The sequence below is a fragment of the Klebsiella sp. CN_Kp073 genome (assembly GCF_040065495.2).
In the GTDB taxonomy this organism is placed as follows: domain Bacteria; phylum Pseudomonadota; class Gammaproteobacteria; order Enterobacterales; family Enterobacteriaceae; genus Klebsiella; species Klebsiella aerogenes.
The window spans coordinates 517,690-538,967 of sequence record NZ_CM198051.1 but is presented as its reverse complement, the minus strand read 5'-3'; the positions used below and the strand labels follow the sequence as shown (position 1 = coordinate 538,967).

The 21,278-nt window shown below is 56.5% G+C and carries 18 protein-coding genes and 1 pseudogene; 13 read left to right on the top strand and 6 right to left on the bottom strand.

What is annotated here, in order from left to right:
- Positions 1 to 6 precede the first annotated feature (6 nt).
- Positions 7 to 819, bottom strand: a complete 813-nt coding sequence (gene mlaF, locus ABLV66_RS02660) for a phospholipid ABC transporter ATP-binding protein MlaF (protein ID WP_015369499.1) — start codon at positions 817 to 819, stop codon at positions 7 to 9.
- A 206-nt stretch (positions 820 to 1,025) separates the two neighbouring features.
- Between mlaF and ABLV66_RS02655 the strand changes: the two genes are divergently transcribed.
- From ABLV66_RS02655 to npr, 11 genes are read left to right on the top strand one after another with little or no spacing between them, the layout of a single operon-like run.
- Positions 1,026 to 2,003 (top strand): calcium/sodium antiporter, encoded by a 978-nt coding sequence (locus ABLV66_RS02655; protein ID WP_047044703.1) that lies wholly within the window; start codon positions 1,026 to 1,028, stop codon positions 2,001 to 2,003.
- A 14-nt stretch (positions 2,004 to 2,017) separates the two neighbouring features.
- Entirely contained in the window at positions 2,018 to 3,004 is a 987-nt protein-coding gene (gene kdsD / locus ABLV66_RS02650) for an arabinose-5-phosphate isomerase KdsD (RefSeq protein ID WP_015369497.1), read from the top strand.
- A 14-nt stretch (positions 3,005 to 3,018) separates the two neighbouring features.
- Complete coding sequence (gene kdsC, locus ABLV66_RS02645; protein ID WP_015369496.1) at positions 3,019 to 3,585, top strand: 3-deoxy-manno-octulosonate-8-phosphatase KdsC; 567 nt, start codon at positions 3,019 to 3,021, stop codon at positions 3,583 to 3,585.
- Entirely contained in the window at positions 3,582 to 4,157 is a 576-nt protein-coding gene (gene lptC, locus ABLV66_RS02640) for an LPS export ABC transporter periplasmic protein LptC (protein WP_047044700.1), read from the top strand. The genes kdsC and lptC overlap by 4 nt, the downstream gene beginning before the upstream one ends.
- The gene (lptA, locus tag ABLV66_RS02635) at positions 4,126 to 4,671 is read left to right on the top strand and encodes a lipopolysaccharide ABC transporter substrate-binding protein LptA (protein WP_015369494.1); all 546 of its coding nucleotides are present in this window, start codon (positions 4,126 to 4,128) and stop codon (positions 4,669 to 4,671) included. Before lptC ends, lptA begins: the two co-directional genes overlap by 32 nt.
- Positions 4,672 to 4,677: 6 nt before the next feature.
- Complete coding sequence (gene lptB, locus ABLV66_RS02630) at positions 4,678 to 5,403, top strand: LPS export ABC transporter ATP-binding protein (RefSeq protein ID WP_004206203.1); 726 nt, start codon at positions 4,678 to 4,680, stop codon at positions 5,401 to 5,403.
- A 47-nt stretch (positions 5,404 to 5,450) separates the two neighbouring features.
- Positions 5,451 to 6,884 carry an RNA polymerase factor sigma-54 gene (gene rpoN / locus ABLV66_RS02625; RefSeq protein ID WP_047044697.1) on the top strand — a complete coding sequence of 478 codons (1,434 nt, stop codon included), beginning with the start codon at positions 5,451 to 5,453 and terminating at the stop codon, positions 6,882 to 6,884.
- Positions 6,885 to 6,906: 22 nt separating this feature from the next.
- The gene (hpf, locus tag ABLV66_RS02620; RefSeq protein ID WP_004125711.1) at positions 6,907 to 7,194 is read left to right on the top strand and encodes a ribosome hibernation promoting factor; all 288 of its coding nucleotides are present in this window, start codon (positions 6,907 to 6,909) and stop codon (positions 7,192 to 7,194) included.
- Positions 7,195 to 7,252: 58 nt separating this feature from the next.
- Positions 7,253 to 7,741: a PTS IIA-like nitrogen regulatory protein PtsN gene (gene ptsN / locus ABLV66_RS02615; RefSeq protein ID WP_015369492.1), complete on the top strand. Its 489-nt coding sequence runs from the start codon at positions 7,253 to 7,255 to the stop codon at positions 7,739 to 7,741.
- Between the two features lie 45 nt (positions 7,742 to 7,786).
- Positions 7,787 to 8,641, top strand: a complete 855-nt coding sequence (gene rapZ, locus ABLV66_RS02610; RefSeq protein ID WP_015369491.1) for an RNase adapter RapZ — start codon at positions 7,787 to 7,789, stop codon at positions 8,639 to 8,641.
- A complete protein-coding gene (npr, locus tag ABLV66_RS02605; RefSeq protein ID WP_002918431.1) occupies positions 8,638 to 8,910 on the top strand; it encodes a PTS phosphocarrier protein NPr in 273 nt (90 codons plus the stop codon). The genes rapZ and npr overlap by 4 nt, the downstream gene beginning before the upstream one ends.
- A gap of 22 nt (positions 8,911 to 8,932) precedes the next feature.
- Here npr and mtgA read toward each other — a convergent pair whose 3' ends face one another.
- From mtgA to mnmL, 4 genes are all read right to left on the bottom strand, one after another.
- Positions 8,933 to 9,658, bottom strand: a complete 726-nt coding sequence (mtgA, locus tag ABLV66_RS02600) for a monofunctional biosynthetic peptidoglycan transglycosylase (RefSeq protein WP_348876256.1) — start codon at positions 9,656 to 9,658, stop codon at positions 8,933 to 8,935.
- Entirely contained in the window at positions 9,655 to 10,308 is a 654-nt protein-coding gene (gene elbB / locus ABLV66_RS02595; RefSeq protein WP_047076747.1) for an isoprenoid biosynthesis glyoxalase ElbB, read from the bottom strand. Before elbB ends, mtgA begins: the two co-directional genes overlap by 4 nt.
- A gap of 234 nt (positions 10,309 to 10,542) precedes the next feature.
- Complete coding sequence (gene arcB / locus ABLV66_RS02590) at positions 10,543 to 12,879, bottom strand: aerobic respiration two-component sensor histidine kinase ArcB (RefSeq protein ID WP_045394977.1); 2,337 nt, start codon at positions 12,877 to 12,879, stop codon at positions 10,543 to 10,545.
- A 107-nt stretch (positions 12,880 to 12,986) separates the two neighbouring features.
- A complete protein-coding gene (gene mnmL, locus ABLV66_RS02585) occupies positions 12,987 to 13,913 on the bottom strand; it encodes a tRNA modification radical SAM protein MnmL/YtqA (protein ID WP_045394979.1) in 927 nt (308 codons plus the stop codon).
- Positions 13,914 to 14,598: 685 nt separating this feature from the next.
- Between mnmL and gltB the strand changes: the two genes are divergently transcribed.
- Together gltB and gltD are read left to right on the top strand one after the other, a co-directional pair.
- Complete coding sequence (gene gltB, locus ABLV66_RS02580) at positions 14,599 to 19,059, top strand: glutamate synthase large subunit (RefSeq protein WP_072056438.1); 4,461 nt, start codon at positions 14,599 to 14,601, stop codon at positions 19,057 to 19,059.
- Between the two features lie 9 nt (positions 19,060 to 19,068).
- The gene (gene gltD / locus ABLV66_RS02575) at positions 19,069 to 20,487 is read left to right on the top strand and encodes a glutamate synthase subunit GltD (RefSeq protein ID WP_015369485.1); all 1,419 of its coding nucleotides are present in this window, start codon (positions 19,069 to 19,071) and stop codon (positions 20,485 to 20,487) included.
- A gap of 55 nt (positions 20,488 to 20,542) precedes the next feature.
- Here gltD and ABLV66_RS02570 read toward each other — a convergent pair.
- Positions 20,543 to 21,245, bottom strand: a pseudogene (locus ABLV66_RS02570) (N-acetylmannosamine-6-phosphate 2-epimerase).
- Positions 21,246 to 21,278 lie beyond the last annotated feature (33 nt).

Sequence of the window (21,278 nt, the reverse complement as noted above, 5' to 3'; positions counted from 1 at the left end):
AGTCGTTTAGCTCCCTTTGCCTAATAAATCATGGTGGTAATCGCCCGCAGGATAACGGAACGGCACCGGGCCGTCAGCGATGCCATCAATGAACTGGCGCACGCGCGGATCGCTATTTTCACGCAGCGATTGCGCGCTGCCGTGGGCAACGATTTTCTTATCCGCCACGATGTAGGCGTAATCCGCAATGCTCAGCACTTCCGGTACGTCGTGCGATACCACAATGCAGGTCACTCCCAGGGTGCTATTCAGCTCTGAGATAAGTTTAACCAATACGCCCATGGTGATGGGATCTTGTCCGACGAAGGGTTCGTCAAACATGATCAGATCCGGCTCAAGGGCAATCGCCCGCGCCAGCGCCGCGCGCCGCGCCATTCCGCCGGAGAGTTCAGAAGGCATCAGTTTCGCCGCGCCGCGTAGCCCAACCGCCTCCAGCTTCATCATGACGGTGGTATGCAGCAGCGCATCCGGCAACTGGGTATGTTCGCGCAGCGGGTAAGCTACGTTATCAAACACGTTCATATCGGTGAATAGCGCGCCGGACTGAAACAGCATGCTCATGCGTTTACGCACGGTATACAGCCGCGAGCGCGTCATTTGCGGCACGTTTTCGCCGTCAAACAGGATCTCGCCGCTGTCCGGCGGGATCTGGCCGCCGATCAAACGCAGCAGGGTCGTCTTGCCGATCCCCGATGGCCCCATAATGGCGGTAATCTTGCCGCGAGGCACCGATAGCGAGATATCATCGAAGATGACGCGGTCGCCCCGAGAGAAACGAATACCGCGAACCTCGACTAAATTCGCCAGAGTTTGGCTCATAAAATCATCCTTACTAAACCTTCGGGCTAAGCATGGCGCTTTCTTTCACCACAAACCCAACATTTTTACAGAATCTTACCTGCCCGGGTTAGCGAAAGCTGGCATTTGTTTTACTTTTGCCACACATAAAGTCAAAATTAAGAATTCGTTACGCTGCGTACGGACGGCCAGCGAGGCGACGATTATACCTGAAGAAAGGACTTTAGATGCTCTTAGCAACGGCTCTGTTAATAATTGGTTTACTGCTGGTCGTTTACAGCGCCGATCGTCTGGTATACGCCGCTTCAATACTGTGCCGCATGATGGGGATCCCGCCGCTCATCATCGGCATGACTGTCGTGAGCATCGGTACCAGCCTGCCGGAGATCATCGTTTCCGTCGCCGCTTCCCTGCACGGACAAACCGATTTGGCGATCGGCACGGCGTTGGGATCCAATATTACTAATATTCTATTAATTCTCGGTCTTGCCGCCCTGCTCCATCCATTTACCGTGCATTCTGATATCCTGCGCCGCGAATTGCCGTTAATGTTGCTGGTCAGTTTACTGGCGGGATTTGTACTTTACGATGGTCAACTGTCGCGTCTGGACGGGCTGTTTTTACTGGCGCTAGCCATACTGTGGCTGGTGTTTACCCTAAAGATAGCGCGCCTGGCGGAACGCCAGGGCAGCGATAGCCTGACCCGGGAACAGCTGGCGGAGCTGCCGCGCGGCGGTTCTCTGCCCGTCGCCCTGCTGTGGCTCGGGGTGGCGATGATCGTCATGCCGATGGCCACCCGCATGGTGGTGGATAACGCCACGGTGCTGGCGAACTATTTCGCCATTAGCGAGCTGACGGTCGGCTTAACGGTTATTGCTATCGGCACCAGCCTGCCGGAACTGGCCACCGCTATCGCCGGCGCACGAAAAGGGGAAGACGATATCGCCATCGGGAATATTATTGGCGCGAATATCCTTAACCTTGTGTTGGTACTCGGGCTGCCAGCGTTAATCGCCCCTGGCGCCTTCCCTGCCGAAGCTTTTACGCGCGACTACAGCGTAATGCTGCTGGTCAGCGCTATCTTCGCGCTGCTGTGCTGGCGGCGCAAACGGCAGCCGGGACGCGTAGCGGGCGCCTTGCTGGTCGGCGGCTTTATGGTTTGGTTGGCGCTACTGTTCTGTTCTGCGCCGTTCTTCATTGAATGAATTGGGATAACATCATGTCGCAAATAGATTTGCCAACGGATTTTGACTTTCAACAGGCAGGACGTCAGGTTCTGGAAATTGAACGTGAAGGTCTGGCCCAGCTCGATCAGTATATTAATGAAGATTTCACCCGCGCCTGTGAAACGATTTTCCGCTGCGGCGGTAAAGTCGTGGTGATGGGCATGGGTAAATCCGGTCATATCGGGCGCAAAATGGCGGCGACTTTCGCCAGTACCGGTACTTCGGCTTTTTTTGTCCATCCCGGTGAAGCGGCTCACGGCGATCTGGGGATGGTCACGCCGCAGGATGTGGTCATCGCGCTATCCAATTCCGGTGAATCTAATGAAATTCTGGCGTTGATTCCGGTGCTTAAACGCCAGCAGGTGCCGCTTATCTGCGTCACCAGCCGTCCGGACAGCAGCATGGCGCGCGCCGCCGATATTCATCTATGTGTGAAAGTGCCGAAAGAGGCCTGTCCGCTAGGACTGGCGCCGACCTCCAGCACCACCGCCGCGCTGGTGATGGGTGACGCCCTTGCCGTAGCGCTGCTCGAAGCCCGCGGCTTTACCGCCGAAGATTTCGCCTTGTCGCACCCCGGCGGCGCACTTGGTCGTAAGCTGCTGCTGCGGGTCAATGATATTATGCATACCGGCGATGAGATCCCTCACGTCGGCCTGCAGGCCACCCTGCGCGATGCGCTGCTGGAAATCACCCGTAAGAATTTAGGCATGACGGCCATCTGCGATGACGAGATGAATATCATCGGCATCTTCACCGATGGCGACCTGCGCCGCGTCTTCGATACCGGCGTCGATATGCGCAACGCCAGCATCGCTGAAGTCATGACCCCAGGCGGGATCCGCATTCGTCCGGGCATGCTGGCGGTAGATGCGCTCAACCTGATGCAGTCCCGCCATATCACCTGCGTGCTGGTTGCCGATGGCGACCGACTGCTAGGTGTGGTACATATGCACGATCTGCTGCGCGCTGGCGTAGTGTAAGTAAGGATAAAATAATGAATAATGCTGATGCCCAGGTCGACACCTGCTACGGGCCGGTAAGCCAGGAATTTATCGACCGGGCGGCGAAGATCCGTTTACTGATCCTCGACGTCGACGGCGTGCTTTCCGACGGCCTTATCTATATGGGCAACAACGGCGAAGAACTGAAAGCGTTTAACGTCCGCGATGGCTACGGGATCCGCTGCGCGCTGACTTCCGGTATTGAAGTCGCGATTATTACCGGGCGAAAAGCTAAACTGGTAGAAGACCGCTGCCAGACGCTGGGCATTACGCATCTGTATCAAGGTCAGTCCGATAAGCTATTGGCGTTTCGCGAATTATTAAGCAAACTGGCGGTTCGCCCCGATGAAGTCGCGTACATTGGCGACGATCTGATCGACTGGCCGGTAATGGCGGAGGTCGGTTTAAGCGTCGCCGTCGCCGATGCGCATCCGCTGCTGCTCCCGCGGGCGAACTATGTCACGCGAATTAACGGCGGACGCGGCGCGGTACGCGAAGTCTGCGATTTGTTACTATTGGCGCAGGGCAAGCTTGATGAGGCCAAAGGGCAATCAATATGAGTAAAACCAGACGTTGGGTTATCATCTTACTATCGCTGGTCGCGTTGATCCTGATCGGCCTGAACCTGGCGAGTACGGACGACACCGCGACCGTCGCGGTCAATCCTAACGATCCGACGTATAAAAGCGAGCATACCGATACCGTGGTGTACAGCCCGGAAGGCGCGCTGAGCTATCGTCTGATAGCCGAGCATGTCGAATACTTTTCCGAACAAGAAGTATCGTGGTTCACCAACCCGGTAATGACTACCTTTGATACCAACAAGGTTCCGGCCTGGTCAATCAGAGCGGATAAAGCCAAGTTAACCAACGACCGTATGCTGTATCTTTACGGCCACGTTGAGGTCGACGCGTTGAGCCCCGACTCTCAACTGCGCAAAATTACCACCGATAACGCGCAGGTGAACCTGGTGACCCAGGATGTAACCTCTGACGATATGGTGACGTTATACGGAACAACATTTAATTCCAGCGGCCTGAAAATGCGCGGGAACCTACGCAGCAAAAATGCCGAGCTGATTGAAAAGGTTAGAACCTCTTATGAAATTCAGAACAAACAAACTCAGCCTTAACATTGCGCTCGCAAGCGCGCTTCTGGCCGCCAGCCTGCCGGCTCTGGCAAAAACCGGCGATACCGATCAGCCGATTCACATCGAATCCGATCAGCAGTCGCTGGATATGCAGGGTAACGTCGTGACCTTCACCGGTAACGTGGTCGTTACCCAGGGGACCATTAAGATCAATGCCGACAAAGTCGTGGTTACCCGCCCTGGCGGTGAAAAAGGCAAAGAGGTGATCGACGGTTTCGGCAATCCGGCCACCTTCTATCAGATGCAGGACAACGGCAAACCGGTGAAAGGCCGCGCGTCGAAAATGCATTATGAACTGCAGAACGATTTCGTGGTGCTGACCGGTAACGCGCATCTGGAACAGCTGGATAGCAATATTCAGGGCGATAAAATCACCTATCTGGTGAAAGAGCAGAAAATGCAGGCCTTCAGCAACAAAGGCGGTCGCGTGACTACGGTACTGGTGCCTTCGCAGTTGCAGGACAAAAGCGGCGATCAGCAAAAGAAAGGTAAGTAATCCGTTATGGCAACATTAACTGCAAAAAACCTCGCCAAAGCCTACAAAGGCCGCCGCGTGGTGGAAGACGTCAGCCTGACCGTCAACTCCGGTGAAATCGTCGGTCTGCTGGGCCCGAACGGCGCCGGTAAGACCACCACCTTTTATATGGTGGTGGGCATTGTGCCGCGCGATGCCGGCAACATTATCATTGACGATGAAGATATCAGTCTGCTGCCGCTGCACGCGCGCGCGCGCCGCGGCATTGGTTATCTGCCGCAGGAAGCCTCTATCTTCCGCCGCCTGAGCGTCTACGATAACCTGATGGCGGTGCTGCAGATTCGCGACGATCTCAGCAGCGAGCAGCGTGAAGATCGCGCTAAAGAGCTGATGGAAGAATTCCACATCGAACACCTGCGCGATAGCCTGGGCCAGGCGCTCTCCGGCGGTGAACGCCGCCGCGTCGAAATCGCCCGCGCGCTGGCGGCGAACCCCAAATTCATCCTGCTGGATGAACCGTTCGCCGGGGTCGACCCCATCTCCGTTATCGATATTAAACGCATCATCGAACACCTGCGCGACAGCGGGCTTGGCGTACTCATTACTGACCATAACGTCAGGGAGACGCTGGCGGTCTGTGAACGAGCTTATATCGTAAGCCAGGGCCATCTCATCGCCCACGGCACCCCGCAGCAAATCCTTGAAGACGAGCAGGTTAAACGCGTGTACCTTGGGGAAGACTTCAGACTCTGATAGGGTAGAGGTTATAGACGTTTTAGCCGGAGATATTGACCCTGAACATGAAGCAAGGTTTGCAATTAAGGCTAAGCCAACAGCTTGCCATGACGCCCCAACTGCAGCAGGCCATCCGCTTGTTGCAGCTGTCTACGTTAGAACTCCAGCAAGAACTCCAGCAGGCGCTGGAGAGTAACCCATTGCTTGAGCAAACCGATCTTCACGAAGAGGTTGAAACCACAGAAGCCGAGGACCGCGAGTCCCTGGATACCGTCGACGCGCTCGAACAAAAAGAGATGCCGGATGAGCTGCCGCTGGACGCCAGCTGGGATGAAATCTACACCGCCGGCACGCCGTCGGGTAATGGCGTCGACTACCAGGACGATGAACTGCCGATCTATCAGGGTGAAACCACCCAGAGCCTGCAGGATTATCTGATGTGGCAGGTTGAGCTCACGCCTTTCACCGATACCGACCGCGCGATTGCCACCTCCATCGTCGATGCCGTTGACGATACCGGCTACCTTACTATTCCCATTCAGGACATTGTCGATAGTATCGAAGATGATGAAATTGGCATTGAGGAAGTGGAAGCGGTACTCAAACGCGTGCAGCGTTTCGATCCGGTCGGCGTCGCCGCCAGGGATCTCCGTGACTGCCTGCTGATCCAGCTTTCACAATTTGCCAAAGAGACGCCGTGGCTGGAAGAGGCACGGTTGATCATCAGCGAGCATCTTGATCTCCTGGCCAACCACGATTTCCGCAGCCTGATGCGCGTCACCCGCTTGAAAGAAGACGTTCTGAAAGAGGCGGTTTGCCTGATCCAGTCGCTGGATCCGCGGCCGGGGCAGTCCATACAAACCAGCGAGCCGGAGTACGTGATCCCGGATGTGCTGGTGCGCAAGGTTAGCGGCCGCTGGGTTGTCGAGCTCAATTCCGATAGCATTCCGCGGCTGAAGATTAATCAGCAATACGCGGCGATGGGCAATAATGCGCGCAACGACGCCGACAGCCAATTTATCCGCAGCAACCTGCAGGAAGCCCGCTGGCTGATTAAGAGCCTTGAGAGCCGTAACGATACCCTGCTGCGCGTCAGCCGCTGCATCGTCGAACAGCAGCAGGCCTTCTTTGAGCAGGGCGAAGAATTTATGAAACCGATGGTGCTGGCGGATATCGCCCAGGCCGTCGAGATGCATGAATCAACAATTTCACGCGTTACCACGCAAAAATATCTGCACAGTCCACGCGGTATTTTTGAGTTGAAGTATTTCTTCTCCAGCCATGTGAATACCGAAGGCGGCGGCGAAGCCTCGTCTACCGCCATTCGCGCGCTGGTGAAGAAGTTAATCGCCGCGGAAAACCCCGCGAAGCCGTTGAGCGACAGCAAGCTCACCACCATGCTCTCCGATCAGGGTATTATGGTGGCACGGCGCACTGTTGCTAAGTACCGAGAGTCTTTATCCATTCCGCCGTCAAACCAGCGCAAACAACTGGTCTGACACAACCGATAAGGAAGACACTATGCAGCTCAACATTACAGGACACAACGTCGAGATCACTCCTGCTATGCGCGACTTCGTCACCACGAAGTTCAGCAAACTGGAGCAGTTTTTCGATAGGATCAACCAGGTCTATATTGTGTTAAAAGTAGAGAAGGTGACGCAAATCGCGGACGCCAATTTGCATGTCAACGGTGGCGAAATCCATGCCAGTGCGGAAGGGCAGGATATGTATGCCGCTATCGATGGTCTTATCGATAAGCTGGCAAGACAGTTAACAAAACATAAAGATAAACTGAAACAACACTAATTGTCCGGGCGATCGCCCTTATCCGCAGCCCGCGGATAAGGGCAGCTCAGGTGAAATTATGATGAACAACGATTCCGCTCTACAACTGAGCAATGTCCTTAACCAGGATTGTACCCGTAGCCAGGTTCACTGCCAGAGCAAGAAACGCGCGCTGGAAATCATCAGCGAACTGGCGGCGAAGCAGCTAGGTTTGCCGCCGCAGGTGGTCTTTGAAGCGATCCTGACCCGTGAAAAAATGGGCAGTACCGGGATCGGCAACGGCATTGCGATCCCTCACGGCAAGCTTGAAGAGGATACCCTGCGCGCCGTTGGCGTATTTGTGCAGCTGGAAACGCCGATCGCCTTCGATGCGATCGACAATCAGCCGGTTGATCTGCTGTTTGCGCTACTGGTGCCGGCCGATCAAACCAAAACCCACCTGCATACGCTCTCGCTGGTCGCCAAACGTCTGGCGGACAAAACCATCTGCCGTCGCCTGCGCGCTGCGGTGAGCGATGAAGAGTTGTATGAGATCATCACCGAAGCAGGAAGCAGCGATGACGCTTAACGTGAGTCGCGCCTTAACCTTTATCGTACTGAGGAGAAACGGTACATGGTACTGATGATCGTCAGCGGCCGCTCTGGCTCGGGGAAATCCGTCGCCCTGCGAGCGCTGGAAGATATGGGCTTCTACTGTGTGGATAACCTGCCGGTAGTGCTGTTACCTGAGCTGGCGCGAACGCTGGCCGACCGCGATATCTCCGCGGCCGTCAGCATCGACGTGCGTAATATGCCGGAATCACCGGAAATCTTTGAACAAGCGATGCAGAACCTGCCGGAATCCTTCTCCCCGCAGCTGCTGTTCCTTGATGCCGACCGCAATACCCTGATCCGCCGCTACAGCGATACCCGCCGCTTGCATCCGCTCTCCAGCAAGAATTTGTCGCTCGAAAGCGCGATCGACGAAGAGAGCGATCTGCTCGAGCCGCTGCGCTCGCGCGCGGACCTGATCGTCGATACTTCCGAAATGTCGGTGCATGAACTGGCCGAGATGCTGCGTACCCGCCTGCTAGGTAAACGCGAACGTGAATTGACGATGGTCTTTGAATCATTCGGCTTCAAACACGGTATCCCGATCGATGCCGATTACGTTTTTGACGTCCGTTTCCTGCCGAACCCGCACTGGGATCCGAAGCTACGCCCCATGACCGGCCTCGATAAACCGGTTGCCGCCTTCCTCGATCGCCATACGGAAGTGCATAACTTTATTTATCAGACCCGAAGCTATCTGGAGCTTTGGTTGCCAATGCTGGAAACCAATAACCGCAGCTATCTGACGGTGGCCATTGGTTGTACCGGCGGTAAGCATCGCTCGGTCTATATTGCCGAACAGCTGGCTGACTACTTCCGCTCGCGCGGTAAGAACGTGCAGTCTCGTCACCGGACGCTGGAAAAACGTAAATCATGACCGTCAAGCAAACCGTTGAAATCACCAACAAGCTGGGCATGCATGCGCGCCCGGCGATGAAGCTTTTCGAGCTAATGCAGAATTTCGATGCGGAAGTGTTGCTACGCAACGACGAAGGCACGGAGGCGGAAGCCAATAGCGTTATCGCCCTGCTGATGCTCGATTCCGCCAAAGGTCGTCAAATTGAGGTGGAGGCCAGCGGCCCGCAGGAAGTCGAAGCGCTGGCGGCGGTGATCGCGCTATTCAACGCCGGGTTTGATGAAGACTAAGCATCTCCCGGCGGGATTGCGGTTAATGCAGCTTATTGGCCTGCATAAAGCCTTCGCCGCCTGACTGACGCATCTGGCGCAGGATCCATGCCTGTCGGCTGCGAACATAACCTGATGGCGCATCGGCGCGAAACCGAATCGGATTCGGTAATACCGCCGCCAGCAGCGCGGCCTCTGCAGGGGTTAAACGGCTGGCCGGCTTATGAAAATAGCGCTGAGCCGCCGCTTCAACACCGAAAATACCGTCGCCAAACTCGGCGATATTCAGATACACGGTGAGAATGCGTTTCTTGCTCCAGACCGTTTCGATACCGACGGTCAGGCCCACTTCCAGCCCCTTGCGTAGCCAGCTACGGCCATCCCATAAAAACAGGTTTTTCGCCGTCTGCTGAGAGAGCGTTGACGCGCCGCGAATTCGATTTTCATTCCGTTCGTTGTGCGCCAGCGCTTTTTCGATTGCCGGCACGTCAAAACCCCAGTGGTCGGGGAATTTCTGATCTTCAGCAGCAATCACCGCCAGCCCCATCCAGGGGGAAATCTCGTCCATACCAACCCAATCAGAATGGGCGACATAATGAAAATCACCGGAGAACCAGGCGCTAACCTGGCGCTCGAGCATCACCGCTGAGAACGGCACCGGCAGAACGCTGAATACGGCGATACCGCCGCCCCAGAAAACCACGCAGATAAGCGCCAGGCGTAACAGCAGGCGCTTGATCATCGCCAGCGGCGCAACACGCTTACTCATTCAGCGAGAACCAGTACGCGATCGACCAGTTTCTCAATACCGCTGGCGGCCTCGGCAATATTCTGCGCCAGCATATAAGCAGGCGTGGTCACCACTTTGTTGTCTTCATCGACCACGATGTCGTCAACCGGGCACGGCACATGCTCCGCGCCCATCTCTTCCAGCACCTCGGCAGTATCCGGATCGGTACCGATGGTTATCCGCAGCGGTGTCGGGAAAATCTTCGGCAACAGCGCCGGCGCGATACACATAAAGCCCAGCGGCTTACCCGCCTCGTGCATCGCCAGCGTTAACGCCTGCAGATCGCGATCAACAACGCATTCACTTCCCTGGGCGGCGAAATTACTCAGGTTTTTCGCCGCGCCAAAGCCGCCTGGCACAATCAGCGCATCCAGATCGTCCACACGGGCGCTGGCCAAAGGCTGAATAGCGCCGCGCGCAAGACGCGCCGCTTCAATCAGCACGTTGCGGCTTTCCGCCATCGTTTCGCCGGTCAGATGATTGATCACGTCGGTTTGCGCCTTATCCGGCGCAAAGCAGACGGCCTGCGCGCCGCGACGCGCAATGGCCAACAGGGTAATGACCGCTTCATGGATTTCTGCGCCGTCGTAAACGCCACAGCCGCTTAGTACCACGCCAATCTTCTTCATCTTGCTAACCCCTTAGCGCAACTCTATGAAACAAGTAAATAATTTTGATTTACTCGCTATGCTTCACATATTTTACCGATTCACGTAACAAATTATTTATGGTTTGCTATCTTAATGAACGAGCAAGCCAAATCCTCAGGTTGCGCCGTGTAAAAAAATCACTCGAACAATCCTGGCTCAACAACCAGTTCCCTGGTGTTGGCGCAGTATTCGCGCACCCCGGTTTATCCGGGGTCATTTTTTATCCGCCGCCGCAATCCAGGCCTTCAGTATCGCAACATCGTTTTGCCACTCGGATTTCATCTCTTCCACCCACTCGCCGACGTTGTCTTCCCACGCGGGTAAATCAGGCGTTTGGATCTGCTGTCCCAACTGCTGGATATGGCGCAGGCCTATCGAACCCGCCGCGCCCTTAATTTTATGGCCCTCATCGACGATACCTTTCTGGTCGCGCGCGGTGAGATTCGATTCCAGCACGGACATGTAACCTGGCATCATCTTCTCAAACACCGCCAGCCCGTCGGTAATCAGCTTCGGTCCCACCAGCTCGATATATTGCTCCAGCATATCGGTGTCCAGTACCGATGCCGATTTCGCGACATCCACCGCAGGCGGCTCATGGCCGTCGTCTTCCGGCGCATCCCAGAATTTCTTGATGATCGCGGTTAACGCCGGTACCGATAGCGGCTTACTCAATACATCATCCATACCGGCATCAAGGTACTCTTTTTTGTCCTTCAGCACGTTAGCGGTCAGCGCCACCAGCGGCGGTAGCTCATCGGCGGCATAGCGCTGTTTTAGCTGCCGCGAGATGTCGAGGCCGGTCATGTCCGGTAGCTGAATATCCAGCAACACCAGGTCATATTCGCCGGGTTCGAACATCTCCAGCGCGGCTTTACCGGTCATCGCCACGTCCACGCTGTTGCCCAGTTTTTCCAGCACCGAACGGGCGACAATCACGTTCAGTTCGATATCTTCCACCAGCAGCACATTCAGCGCCGGCAGCGGCATATCGTCTTCGGCCAGCGTATCTTCGACTTCATCAGCCACCGCCTGCGCGTGTACGGTCAGGGTAAACGTCGCCCCCTGCCCCGGCTGGCTGGTCACGCTGATATCGCCGCCCATATTGCGCGCCAGACGGCGCGACACCGCCAGACCAATGCCGGTACCGGTTGCCGGTTTACCGCCATGGCTGTCTTTCACCTGATAATACATGGCGAAAATTTTGTCCTGCTCCGCCTGCGGGATACCGATACCGGAGTCCTCGACTTCGAAGTGCAGCATATCGCCTTCATCATAGCGGACGCGCACGGTGACATTGCCCTGCTGGGTAAACTTCACCGCATTGCTGATCAGGTTCCACAGGATCTGCCGCAGGCGCGTGCCATCGGTTACCACCTTGTGCGGCAGCGGCTGGGTTGGCTCCATCACAAAGCGCAACCCTTTCTGCTGCGCCTGCAGACCCGAGAGGTTCTCCAGATCGGCAAGGAAGCTGGTGAAATCCACCTCCTGATTATCGAGCTGCACTTTGCGCCGCTCCATTTTATCCATGTCGATAATATCATTGAAGATATTCCCCAGCGTCACCGCTGAAACATGGATAGTTTTCAGATATTTTTCCTGCTCGTTGGTCAATTCAGTATCCAGCAGGATGCGGCTGAGCCCAACGATGCCGTTGAGCGGCGTACGCAGCTCGTGGCTGATGGTTGAGATAAAGGTGGTCTTGTCCCGGCTGGCGCGCTCCAGCGCGTCCTGATAGCGCTTACGCTCGGTAATATCGCGGCCAAAGCCCATCAGGCCACGGCGCTTGCCCACGCGGTCATAGTAGGGGACCTTGCGGATCTCAAAGCAGGCTTTACGCCCATCGGGATAATCGAGCCATTGTTCGTAGGTCAGCGAGACATTATGGCGGAAGACTTTCTCATCGGTCTCCAGCACTTTCACCGCGGCTTCTTCGCTATAGACATCCTGCGGCTTGAGGTGAATCAGCTGCTTTTCGCTTTTTCCGGTCAACAGTTCCATCGCCCGGTTACAGCCGGAGAACTCTTTATCCTCGTTACGATAGAAAACCAGATCCGGTGAGGCATCAAGAAAAGAGCGCAGGAAAGAGGACTGTTGTTCCAGCTGAATTTGCGTCTCTTCGCGCTCTTTCATCTCTATTTTCAACTGTTCCAGCGTGGTTTCTCGTTCCGCTTCCGCTTTCTCGCGCTCGCCAATTTCCTGGTTCAACTGGGCGATATTGTCCTTGAGCTGCACGTTAAGCTTAAGGTCGCGCTCGCGCATCTCTTCCAGCTTTTCCACCAGCCGCGAGAGCCGCTGCCGCGACTCTTCCAGCTGTTCGACCACCACTGACAGAAAATAGACCGCCCAGGGGGTAATCAGCAGCCCGAAGAAGATAGAACGGATGACATCAATACTCTCCACCTGCCCATGTAGCACCATCGTGACGGCCATCTGTACCACAATAGCCAGCACCACCAGCGCCAGAGCTAACAGCATTGAAAAGCGCACCAGACCTAACTTCATCATCAGATCGACATAGTACTGCGCCAGCATACGAATTTGCTTCATGAGGGATTCCTTATCGCCAACTCCGCACAATAATACCCAATTCTGAACATTACGCTGTAAGTTGTGCAAAAAATGCGGCGGTAATCAGCCGTTAAGGAAGTGGAGCATCAGGCGGGCAGGATCCACGGTGTCCCCAATGCCGACCCCTGAACGCCATGGGCATTAAGGTATTTGTCCAGCTCGACCATGCCGGTCCAGCGGTTTTCGCACCACAGCGGCGCCAGCAGCGTTGGGCGACGGGCGCTGGCCGAGATACGGTGATAAATCACCTCCGGCGGCGTATGGCGAATCATCTCACCGGCGGTGACCGTATAGTCATCCAGCGCAATACCGTTCAGGCGACCCGCCTGCCAGGCTTTCGCCATGATGCTGCCGGTCACGATGTGCAGCGGGTGCAGCTTGATGCCATCGACGCCGGTGTCGACCACCCGTTGCAGGGTTTGCAGGCACTGTTGCTGGGTTTCGCCCGGTAGGCCGACGATAAGATGCGCACAGACCTTTAATCCGCGCTCGCGCGCCAGTCGGGTGGTGCGCTGGTAGCAGGCAAAGTCATGGCCGCGATTGATACGATGCAGCGTTTTATCGTGCGCGGTCTGCAGCCCCAGCTCCAGCCAGATTTCATAGCCCTGTTCCCGATATTCGCTGAGCAGATCCAGCACCGCATCGGGTACGCAGTCGGGGCGGGTGCCGACGCACAATCCAACGATATTCGCCTGGCTCACCGCCTGCTGATACATCGAACGCAGGAGCTGAACTTCGGCAAAGGTGCTGGTGTAGGCCTGGAAATAAGCAAGATAGCGTTTCGCGCGGTTGACCAGCTGCGCCTGGTGCGCCAGCTGATCGGCAATTGAGCGGTACTGCTGGGCCTCGTCGGCGAAGGAGGCGACATTACAAAATGTGCAGCCGCCGCGGCCAATTGTGCCATCCCGGTTCGGGCAGCTAAAGCCACCATGCAGCGTCAGTTTATGAACCTTTTCGCCGTAGCGGCGCGTAAGATCCCCACCAAACATGTTGACTAATTTTTGTAACTGCATAATCTGATAGACCGGCCTCAAGAAAGGGGCCAAGCCTGCCATTTTTAGCCTCCGACGGCGATGACCTGGATCAATCGTCAGCGCGGCCGCTTAGCTCATTGCATATTCAATCAAAATAAACGCTGTTTCATTCACAGCTGCAGTAATAACATTTCCTTATACTTCAATGCTGAGTTTCAATTATCTTTGTCACAGCAAAAAATAGTTTTATTTCCTGCCATTAAGAACAGCAGCAGTCAAATACTCTGCTATAAAAATACAATTCAGCACAGAAAGGTAATCTTAGGCTGCGGATATAGTGAGACAGATCACACTAGATTACGCATCCCTGAGAGTTTATATGCCTTAAAAAAAACAATAATACTCTTTAAAATCATAAAATTAACCACCTCTTAGCACACTTTTGTATAAATAAGATTGCCATTTGACGTAAGTGTGGATTCTCGATAAGTTGGGAATCCGCTGGAAGCTTTCTGGATGAGCGCTCTGCTCATCATATTTATGCAGTAATTGAGATTCCCTCTTAATAGCAAGTCCTCAAACTTGTGTACCGATGCGAAAAGGATTTAAAGAGGGCGAATGCGAGGTAGGCAAAGATGCCCTTACCCCGTCGCCATGCTCTTGCTGTGCCTTGCGCGCAATCGATTAAGAGGGCATCCCGTAGAGCCTGGGGAGGTTCACTGATATGTTGTACGACAAATCCCTTGAGCGGGATAACTGTGGTTTCGGCCTGATCGCCCACATAGAAGGCGAACCTAGCCACAAGGTAGTGCGCACCGCTATACACGCACTGGCCCGAATGCAGCACCGCGGCGCGATCCTTGCCGATGGTAAAACCGGCGACGGTTGCGGCCTGCTGTTACAAAAACCCGATCGTTTCTTCCGGATTGTGGCGGAAGAACGCGGCTGGCGCTTAGCCAAAAACTACGCCGTCGGGATGCTGTTCCTGAATAAAGACCCCGAGCTGGCAAGCGCTGCGCGCCGTATCGTTGAAGAAGAGCTGCAACGCGAAACATTGTCTATCGTTGGCTGGCGCGATGTGCCGACTAACGAAGGCGTGCTCGGTGAAATCGCCCTCTCCTCGCTGCCTCGTATTGAACAAATTTTTGTTAACGCTCCGGCAGGCTGGCGCCCGCGCGATATGGAACGCCGTCTGTTCATCGCGCGCCGTCGCATTGAAAAGCGCCTGCAGGACGACAAAGATTTCTACGTTTGTAGCCTGTCGAACCTGGTCAATATCTATAAAGGTCTGTGTATGCCGGCGGATTTGCCGCGCTTCTACCTGGACCTCGCGGACCTGCGCCTGGAATCCGCTATCTGTCTGTTCCACCAGCGCTTCTCCACTAATACCGTGCCGCGCTGGCCGCTGGCGCAGCCGTTCCGCTATCTGGCGCACAACGGTGAAATCAATACCATCACCGGTAACCGCCAGTGGGCCCGCGCCCGTACCTATAAATTCCAGACCCCGCTGATCCCCGATCTGCATGACGCCGCGCCGTTCGTCAATGAAACCGGCTCTGACTCAAGCTCGATGGATAATATGCTGGAACTGCTGCTGGCAGGCGGGATGGATATCGTCCGCGCGATGCGCCTGCTGGTACCGCCGGCCTGGCAGAATAACCCGGATATGGATCCGGAGCTGCGCGCGTTCTTCGACTTTAACTCCATGCATATGGAGCCGTGGGACGGCCCGGCGGGCATCGTCATGTCCGACGGTCGCTACGCCGCCTGTAACCTCGACCGTAACGGTCTGCGTCCGGCGCGCTACGTCATTACCAAAGATAAACTCATCACCTGCGCGTCTGAAGTCGGCATCTGGGACTATCAGCCGGATGAGGTGATGGAAAAAGGCCGCGTTGGGCCTGGCGAGCTGATGGTCATCGATACCCGCAGCGGGCGCATTCTGCACTCGGCGGAAACCGATAACGATCTGAAAAGCCGCCATCCGTACAAAGAGTGGATGGAGAAAAACGTCCGCCGTCTGGTGCCGTTCGAAGACCTGCCGGAAGAAGAAGTCGGCAGCCGTCAGTTGGATGACGACACGCTCGCCAGCTACCAGAAACAGTTTAACTACAGCGCCGAAGAGCTGGACTCCGTTCTGCGCGTCCTTGGGGAAAACGGCCAGGAAGCGGTCGGTTCGATGGGCGATGATACCCCATTCGCCGTGCTCTCCAGCCAGCCGCGTATCATTTACGATTATTTCCGCCAGCAGTTCGCCCAGGTGACAAACCCGCCTATCGATCCGCTGCGTGAAGCGCACGTGATGTCGCTGGCTACCAGTATTGGTCGCGAAATGAACGTCTTCTGCGAAGCGGAAGGCCAGGCGCACCGCCTGAGCTTTAAATCGCCGATCCTGCTGTACTCCGACTTTAAACAGCTGACCACCATGGAGGAGGAGCACTATCGCGCCGACACCCTGGACATTACCTTTGATGCCAACGAAACCACGCTGGCCGAGACGGTAAAAGCGCTGTGCGATAAAGCGGAACAGATGGTGCGTAACGGTACCGTATTGCTGGTACTGTCTGACCGCAACATCGCGAAAGATCGTCTGCCAGTGCCGGCGCCGATGGCCGTTGGCGCTATCCAGACGCGCCTCGTCGAAAAGAGCCTGCGCTGCGACGCTAACATCATCGTCGAAACCGCCAGCGCCCGCGATCCGCACCACTTCGCGGTGCTGCTGGGCTTTGGCGCGACGGCTATCTATCCTTATCTGGCTTACGAAACCCTGGCGAAGCTGGTGGATAGCAAAGCTATCGATAAAGAATACCGTGCGGTGATGCTGAACTACCGTAACGGCATCAACAAAGGCCTGTACAAAATCATGTCGAAGATGGGGATCTCGACCATCGCCTCCTACCGCTGCTCGAAGCTGTTCGAAGCGGTCGGCCTGCATCGCGACGTGGCCGACCTCTGCTTCCAGGGCGTAGTGAGCCGCATCGGCGGCGCCGGTTTCGACGACTTCCAGCAGGACCTGCTGAATCTGTCGAAGCGCGCATGGCTGGCGCGTAAACCGCTGGCTCAGGGCGGCTTGCTGAAATACGTCCACGGCGGCGAATATCACGCCTACAACCCGGACGTCGTTCGCACCCTGCAGCAGGCGGTTCAGAGCGGCGAATACCGTGATTATCAGGAATACGCGAAGCTGGTTAATGAACGCCCGGCGGCCACGCTGCGCGATCTGCTGGCGCTCAACCCAGGCGATGAAGCCGTAAGCATCAATGAGGTGGAATCAGCGAAAGAGCTGTTTAAACGCTTCGATACCGCGGCCATGTCGATCGGCGCACTGAGCCCGGAAGCGCACGAATCACTGGCGGAAGCGATGAACAGCATCGGCGGCTTCTCCAACTCCGGTGAAGGCGGTGAAGACCCGGCGCGCTACGGCACCAACAAAGTCTCGCGCATTAAGCAGGTGGCTTCCGGTCGTTTCGGCGTTACTCCAGCCTACCTGGTGAATGCCGACGTGATCCAGATTAAAGTCGCCCAGGGCGCGAAACCCGGTGAAGGCGGACAGTTGCCGGGTGACAAAGTGACGCCTTATATCGCCAAACTGCGTTATTCGGTACCGGGCGTGACGCTGATCTCCCCGCCGCCGCACCACGATATTTACTCTATCGAGGATCTGGCGCAGCTGATTTTCGACCTCAAGCAGGTCAATCCGAAGGCGATGATTTCCGTCAAACTGGTTTCCGAACCGGGTGTCGGCACCATCGCCACCGGCGTGGCGAAAGCCTACGCAGACCTTATCACTATCGCCGGTTACGATGGCGGTACCGGGGCGAGCCCGCTCTCATCGGTGAAATATGCCGGCTGTCCGTGGGAACTTGGCCTGGTGGAAACCCAGCAGGCGCTGGTCGCCAACGGCCTGCGTCATAAAATTCGCCTGCAGGTAGACGGCGGCCTGAAAACCGGCCTCGATATCATCAAAGCGGCAATCCTTGGCGCGGAAAGCTTCGGCTTCGGCACCGGCCCGATGGTCGCGCTGGGCTGTAAATACCTGCGTATCTGTCATCTGAACAACTGCGCCACCGGCGTAGCGACCCAGGACGACAAACTGCGTAAGAACCACTACCACGGCCTGCCGTTCAAAGTGACCAACTACTTTGAATTCATCGCCCGCGAAACCCGCGAGCTGATGGCGCAGCTGGGCGTGAAGCGCCTGGTGGACCTGATCGGCCGTACCGACCTGCTGAAAGAACTGGAAGGCTTTACGGCGAAACAGCAGAAACTGGAGCTCGGCAAACTGCTGGAAACCGCTGAGCCGCTGCCGGGCAAGGCGCTGTACTGCACCGAGAGCAACCCGCCGTTCGATAACGGCGTGCTCAACGCGCAGCTGCTGCAGCAGGCGAAGCCGTATGTGGATAACAAACAGAGCAAAACGTTCTGGTTCGATATTCGTAACACCGACCGTTCCGTTGGGGCGTCGTTGTCCGGTTATATCGCCCAGACTCATGGCGACCAGGGGCTGGCCGCCGACCCGATTACCGCCCACTTTAGCGGTACCGCGGGCCAGAGCTTCGGCGTCTGGAACGCCGGCGGCGTTGAGCTGCACCTGACCGGCGACGCCAACGACTACGTGGGTAAAGGCATGGCGGGCGGTCTGCTGTCGATTCGTCCTCCGGTCGGCTCCGCCTTCCGCAGCCATGAAGCAAGCATCATTGGCAACACCTGTCTGTATGGCGCGACCGGCGGTCGTCTGTACGCGGCAGGACGCGCGGGCGAACGCTTTGCGGTACGTAACTCCGGCGCCATCACCGTGGTGGAAGGCATCGGCGACAACGGCTGTGAATACATGACCGGCGGTATCGTCTGTATCCTGGGTAAAACCGGCGTGAACTTCGGCGCAGGTATGACCGGCGGCTTTGCTTACGTCCTGGATGAAGATGGCGACTTCCGTAAACGCGTTAACCCTGAACTGGTGGAAGTTCTGGACGTGGACACGCTGGCTATCCATGAGGAACACCTGCGCGGCTTAATTACCGAACACGTCCAGCTTACCGGTTCGCAGCGCGGCGAAGAGATCCTCGCCAACTGGCCGGCCTTCGCGGCGAAGTTTGCGCTGGTTAAACCGAAGTCCAGCGATGTTAAAGCACTGTTGGGTCACCGTAGTCGTTCCGCAGCTGAGCTGCGGGTGCAGGCGCAGTAAGGGGTTAAGATGAGTCAGAACGTATACCAATTTATCGACCTGCAGCGTGTTGATCCGCCAAAGAAACCGCTGAAGATCCGTAAAATTGAGTTTGTAGAAATTTACGAGCCGTTTTCAGAAGGCCAGGCCAAGGCGCAGGCGGACCGCTGCCTCTCCTGCGGCAACCCGTACTGCGAATGGAAATGTCCGGTGCACAACTACATCCCGAACTGGCTGAAGCTGGCCAACGAGGGGCGTATTTTTGAAGCGGCGGAGCTGTCGCATCAGACCAACACCCTGCCGGAAGTCTGCGGACGTGTCTGCCCGCAGGACCGCCTGTGCGAAGGTTCCTGCACCCTGAACGATGAGTTCGGCGCGGTGACCATCGGCAACATTGAACGCTATATCAACGATAAAGCGTTTGAGATGGGCTGGCGCCCGGACTTGTCCGGCGTGAAGCAAACCGGTAAAACCGTCGCCATCATCGGCGCCGGTCCGGCAGGGCTGGCCTGCGCCGATGTGCTGACCCGCAACGGCGTGAAGGCGATCGTCTTCGATCGTCATCCGGAAATCGGCGGCCTGCTGACCTTCGGCATCCCGGCGTTCAAGCTGGAAAAAGAGGTGATGACCCGGCGCCGTGAGATCTTCACCGGCATGGGGATTGAGTTCCGGCTCAATACCGAAGTGGGTCGTGACGTCCAGCTCGACGATCTGCTGAAAGAGTACGATGCGGTATTTCTGGGCGTGGGCACCTACCAGTCCATGCGCGGCGGGCTGGAAAACGAAGATGCCAACGGCGTGTATGACGCTCTGCCGTTCCTTATCGCCAACACCAAACAGATCATGGGCTTTGGCGAAACGGCACACGAACCTTTCGTCAGTATGGAAGGCAAACGCGTGGTGGTTCTCGGCGGCGGCGACACCGCGATGGACTGCGTGCGAACCTCGGTTCGTCAGGGGGCGGCGCACGTTATTTGCGCCTATCGCCGTGACGAAGAAAACATGCCGGGCTCCAAACGCGAAGTGAAAAACGCGCGTGAAGAGGGTGTCGAATTCCAGTTCAACGTCCAGCCGCTGGGCGTGGAAGTGAATGCCAACGGCAAAGTGTGCGGCGTGAAAATGGCGCGCACCGAAATGGGCCAGCCGGATGCGAAAGGCCGCCGTCGCGCGGAAATCGTCGCCGGTTCCGAGCACGTGGTGCCGGCAGACGCGGTGGTGATGGCGTTTGGTTTCCGTCCGCACAGCATGGAATGGCTGGCGAAGCATAGCGTCGAGCTGGACTCTCAGGGCCGCATCATCGCCCCGGAAGGCAGCGACAACGCGTTCCAGACCAGCAACCCGAAAATCTTTGCCGGCGGCGATATCGTTCGCGGTTCGGACCTGGTGGTAACGGCGATTGCCGAAGGCCGCAAAGCGGCAGACGGTATCCTCAACTATCTTGAAGTCTGATTAGATTCTGAGTCGCAACGCATAAAAGCCCGATGGTTAACGCCACCGGGCTTTTTTATTGCTCATTGAGTGGAAACGGCTTTTTTCAACGCCGTATTATACCAGCCACAGATATGCTCTAAGCGGGTTATCGCTGACCCGACGGTGACGGCCCACGCGCCGTGGCGCATCGCCTCAGCCGCCTGCGCTGGCGTATTATACCGCCCCTCGGCGATTACCCTGCAGCCCGCGGCGCTGAGGCTTTTCACCAGCGCCAGGTCGGGCTCATCCGGCGTCTCTTCTGCGGTATAGCCTGAAAGAGTGGTGCCGACGATTTCTGCGCCCAGCTGCCAGCACTGCAGGGCATCGGCCTGAGACGAACAATCCGCCATCGCCACTTTTCCCTGATGATGAATTTCCGCCAATAGCGCCGATACCGGTACCGGACGCTGACGCTGCGTACCGTCAATGGCAATAATATCCGCCCCGCCCTGCGCCAGCGCGACGATATCCTCCACCCACGGGGTGATACGCACCGGGCTTTCATGCAGATCGCGCTTTATCAGGCCGATAATGGGCACCGTCACTAACGGACGAACGGCCTGCAGGTTGTTCAGACCTTCAATACGCAGCGCCACGGCCCCCGCCTGCTCTGCCGCCAGCGCCATCGCGGCGACAATCTGCGGGTTATCAAGCGGGCTGCCGGGTACCGGCTGGCAGGAGACAATTAATCCGCCATGATGGCGTATGCGCGAATTTAGTTGGGCAAATAAAGACATTCCTGCTCCCCGAACGGATACGTGTAGCGTAAA

What these genes read in the sequence shown, in the direction of transcription:
- mlaF (WP_015369499.1), bottom strand. Translation starts at nt 819, where the DNA reads ATGAGCCAAACTCTGGCGAATTTAGTCGAGGTTCGCGGTATTCGTTTC.
- ABLV66_RS02655 (WP_047044703.1), top strand. Translation starts at nt 1,026, where the DNA reads ATGCTCTTAGCAACGGCTCTGTTAATAATTGGTTTACTGCTGGTCGTT.
- kdsD (WP_015369497.1), top strand. Translation starts at nt 2,018, where the DNA reads ATGTCGCAAATAGATTTGCCAACGGATTTTGACTTTCAACAGGCAGGA.
- kdsC (WP_015369496.1), top strand. Translation starts at nt 3,019, where the DNA reads ATGAATAATGCTGATGCCCAGGTCGACACCTGCTACGGGCCGGTAAGC.
- lptC (WP_047044700.1), top strand. Translation starts at nt 3,582, where the DNA reads ATGAGTAAAACCAGACGTTGGGTTATCATCTTACTATCGCTGGTCGCG.
- lptA (WP_015369494.1), top strand. Translation starts at nt 4,126, where the DNA reads ATGAAATTCAGAACAAACAAACTCAGCCTTAACATTGCGCTCGCAAGC.
- lptB (WP_004206203.1), top strand. Translation starts at nt 4,678, where the DNA reads ATGGCAACATTAACTGCAAAAAACCTCGCCAAAGCCTACAAAGGCCGC.
- rpoN (WP_047044697.1), top strand. Translation starts at nt 5,451, where the DNA reads ATGAAGCAAGGTTTGCAATTAAGGCTAAGCCAACAGCTTGCCATGACG.
- hpf (WP_004125711.1), top strand. Translation starts at nt 6,907, where the DNA reads ATGCAGCTCAACATTACAGGACACAACGTCGAGATCACTCCTGCTATG.
- ptsN (WP_015369492.1), top strand. Translation starts at nt 7,253, where the DNA reads ATGATGAACAACGATTCCGCTCTACAACTGAGCAATGTCCTTAACCAG.
- rapZ (WP_015369491.1), top strand. Translation starts at nt 7,787, where the DNA reads ATGGTACTGATGATCGTCAGCGGCCGCTCTGGCTCGGGGAAATCCGTC.
- npr (WP_002918431.1), top strand. Translation starts at nt 8,638, where the DNA reads ATGACCGTCAAGCAAACCGTTGAAATCACCAACAAGCTGGGCATGCAT.
- mtgA (WP_348876256.1), bottom strand. Translation starts at nt 9,658, where the DNA reads ATGAGTAAGCGTGTTGCGCCGCTGGCGATGATCAAGCGCCTGCTGTTA.
- elbB (WP_047076747.1), bottom strand. Translation starts at nt 10,308, where the DNA reads ATGAAGAAGATTGGCGTGGTACTAAGCGGCTGTGGCGTTTACGACGGC.
- arcB (WP_045394977.1), bottom strand. Translation starts at nt 12,879, where the DNA reads ATGAAGCAAATTCGTATGCTGGCGCAGTACTATGTCGATCTGATGATG.
- mnmL (WP_045394979.1), bottom strand. Translation starts at nt 13,913, where the DNA reads ATGCAGTTACAAAAATTAGTCAACATGTTTGGTGGGGATCTTACGCGC.
- gltB (WP_072056438.1), top strand. Translation starts at nt 14,599, where the DNA reads ATGTTGTACGACAAATCCCTTGAGCGGGATAACTGTGGTTTCGGCCTG.
- gltD (WP_015369485.1), top strand. Translation starts at nt 19,069, where the DNA reads ATGAGTCAGAACGTATACCAATTTATCGACCTGCAGCGTGTTGATCCG.